We start from the raw sequence: 2,597 nt of genomic DNA, 5'->3' as shown, positions 1-2,597 counted from the left end.
GGCGCGCGGCGCTCCTTCAACGCACGAACGTCCTCGGCGCGGTAGCGGCGGCTGCGCGAATCCACCGACGGCTCGGAGTGGATCAAGCCGCGGCTGACATACGCGTAAAGCGTTGCCGGCGAGATCGCGAGCTCCGCCGCCGCCTCGCGGGCGGACAGATAGAGGCCGGAGGAATTTTTCATATTGATTTGCATAATCAAGATTGATCAATCTGTCGACACGATCGACGTTTACGCCCGGCAACCATTTTGACAGGAGATCCGCTGTGAACATCCACGCCAAGACCCCGATCGGGCGGGACGGCGTCCCAGCCGCCGAAACCCTGCTGAGCCATGTCGACGGCGAGCAGGGCGAACTGATCATCGCCGGCGAGCGCGTCGCCGACCTCGCCGCGACCACGAATTTCGAAGGCGTGACGGCGCGGCTGTGGAGCGGAGCGAAGGGACGTACCGTGAGCGAAGCCGAGGTGCAGGCGAGCCTCGGCAAGGCACGCCAGCATACCTTCGCCCATCTGCCCGAACTGCTGGCTGCCTCCCAGGGCATGTCGATCATCGACGGCTTCCGCGTGGGTGTCGCGGCGCTGCGCGCGGAGGACGCGCTCGATCATGAGGCGACCATCGTCGGCGCCGGTCCGGTGATCGCGGGTGCGCTGGTGCAGCGCGTCAATGGTCAAGAGCCGATCGCGCCCGATCCGTCCGCAAGCCATGCCGCCGACACGCTGACGATGCTGCGCGGCCAAAAGCCAGCGCCGCGCGAGGTGGCCGCACTCGACGCCTATTTCGTGACCGTCTGCGATCACGGCATGAATGCCTCGACCTTCACCACGCGGGTGGTGGCGTCGACCCAGGCCGACCTGTTCGCCGCGGTCACCGCCGGCTATTGCGCGCTGACCGGGCCGCTGCATGGCGGCGCGCCCGAGCCCGTGCTCGACATGCTGAACGCGATCGGGACGCGCGAACGCATCAAGCCGTGGGTCGACGATGCATTGGCGCGCGGCGAGCGGCTGATGGGCTTCGGCCATCGCATTTATCGCGTGCGCGACCCGCGCGCCGACGTGCTGAAAGCCGCGATCGAAAAGCTCGCTGCCAATGGCGCTGACCTGCCCTTCGCCGGCGAGGTCGAAGCCTATATTCGCGAAGCGCTGCGGCGGAAGAATCCGAATCGGCCGCTGGAGACGAATGTCGAATTCTTCACCGCGATCCTGCTCGATGCGCTGCAGATCCCGCGGCAGGCCTTCACGCCGATCTTCGCGGTGGCGCGCGCCGCCGGCTGGACCGCGCATGCGCGCGAGCAGCAGCGCACCGGGCGGCTGATCCGGCCGAGCTCGTCCTACATCGGCGCGACGCCGGCTGTGCGGGATTGAGCGTTGAGGGAAGACAATTAGCGGCAGCGTTCAACGCTGCCGCATCACGCGCGCGATCAGGAGGCGCGCACCACGGTCTTAAGGTAATTATAGGCCTTGATGATCTCGATCAGGCGATCCTCGGTGGAGCGGTCGCCGCCATTGGCGTCGGGGTGATGCTGCTTCACCAGCGCCTTGTACTTGACCTTGACGTCTTCGAGCGTCGCGTCGGGTCCGAGGCCCATCACCTGCAGCGCCTTGCGCTCGGCGTTGAACACCTTGCGGGTCTCGGCCTTCTTCTGCGTCGTGTCGGGTCCCGGCCGCCAGCTGCCGCGCCCGTTGATCTCGGCGAACACGCTGAACGGATCGGAAGCACCGTCGAGATCGCCCTCGGCGCCACCCTTGCCTTTGGCCGAGGTGTTGGCACCCATCTTCCAGGTCGGCCGGTGACCGGTCAGCGCATCCTTCTGATAGCGCGCCACGGCCTCGGCGTTCATGCCCGAGAAGAAGTTATAGGACTGATTGTACTCGCGCACATGATCGAGGCAGAACTGCCAATATTCGCGCGCGTTCTCGCGGCCCTTCGGCGCGCGATGCGAACCCTTGTTCGTGCAGTCAGGCCACTGGCACTGCACGGCTTCGCGTGCGACCGCCGGCTGCCGCGAAGCCGCCTTTTTGGGCTTGATGCGGATGGAGTCGAAAAATTTGGATGAATCGATCGGCATGACAGACTTTGACTACGCAACGCTAAAAGCTTCAAGTCTTGACATTGCGAATACCTCAGAGGGGACGGGCCGATTGACGAAAATTATTTTGATGCGTATTGCCGCAGACCATGAGCACCAAAGACGCTATCACGAAGAAGTTGCGCGAAGCTTTCTCGCCAGAAAGCCTCGAAGTCCAGGACGAGTCACATTTGCATGAGGGCCACGCCGGCCACCGGCCGGGCGGCGAGACGCACTTCCGAGTTCATATCGTGTCGCCGGCCTTCTCCGGCAAGAGCCGGGTCGAACGCCATCGCATGATCAACGCCGCGCTGGCTGCGGAACTCGCAGGCTCGGTTCACGCGCTGGCGCTGCAGATCAAGGCGCCGGGCGAAGGCTGACGTTACGCTCGCGCAGGCAACCACGCAACGCCGCTAGAATGCGGTGCCGGCGCGCCGCGGCCTCGCCTCTTCCGCTTCGCCGCGCGGCACCGGAACGATACGGAGCGCGGTTATGCGGTTGCGCTCGCGGCGCAGGACGCGGAAGCGGAA

At 65.2% G+C, this 2,597-nt stretch carries 4 protein-coding genes; 2 read left to right on the top strand and 2 right to left on the bottom strand.

All coding sequences use genetic code 11. The features are described from left to right. Positions 1 to 182 (bottom strand): helix-turn-helix domain-containing protein (locus WA702_RS15825; protein WP_425111475.1); only part of this gene is annotated, 182 nt, incomplete at its 3' end. A gap of 83 nt (positions 183 to 265) precedes the next feature. On the opposite strand from WA702_RS15825, the gene WA702_RS15820 reads away from it, so the two are divergent. Then, on the top strand, positions 266 to 1,363 hold the full coding sequence (locus tag WA702_RS15820) for a citrate synthase/methylcitrate synthase (protein ID WP_425111474.1): 1,098 nt from the start codon (positions 266 to 268) through the stop codon (positions 1,361 to 1,363). Positions 1,364 to 1,419: 56 nt separating this feature from the next. Here the strand turns inward: WA702_RS15820 and WA702_RS15815 are convergent, their stop codons facing one another. Beyond that, positions 1,420 to 2,067, bottom strand: a complete 648-nt coding sequence (locus WA702_RS15815) for a J domain-containing protein (RefSeq protein ID WP_425111473.1) — start codon at positions 2,065 to 2,067, stop codon at positions 1,420 to 1,422. Positions 2,068 to 2,177: 110 nt separating this feature from the next. On the opposite strand from WA702_RS15815, the gene WA702_RS15810 reads away from it, so the two are divergent. Continuing rightward, entirely contained in the window at positions 2,178 to 2,447 is a 270-nt protein-coding gene (locus WA702_RS15810; protein WP_425111472.1) for a BolA family protein, read from the top strand. The last annotated feature ends 150 nt before the right edge of the window (positions 2,448 to 2,597 follow it).

The sequence above is a fragment of the Bradyrhizobium sp. genome (assembly GCF_049798375.1).
Taxonomy (GTDB): Bacteria; Pseudomonadota; Alphaproteobacteria; order Rhizobiales; family Xanthobacteraceae; genus Bradyrhizobium.
This window is presented reverse-complemented; position numbering and strand designations above follow the sequence as displayed.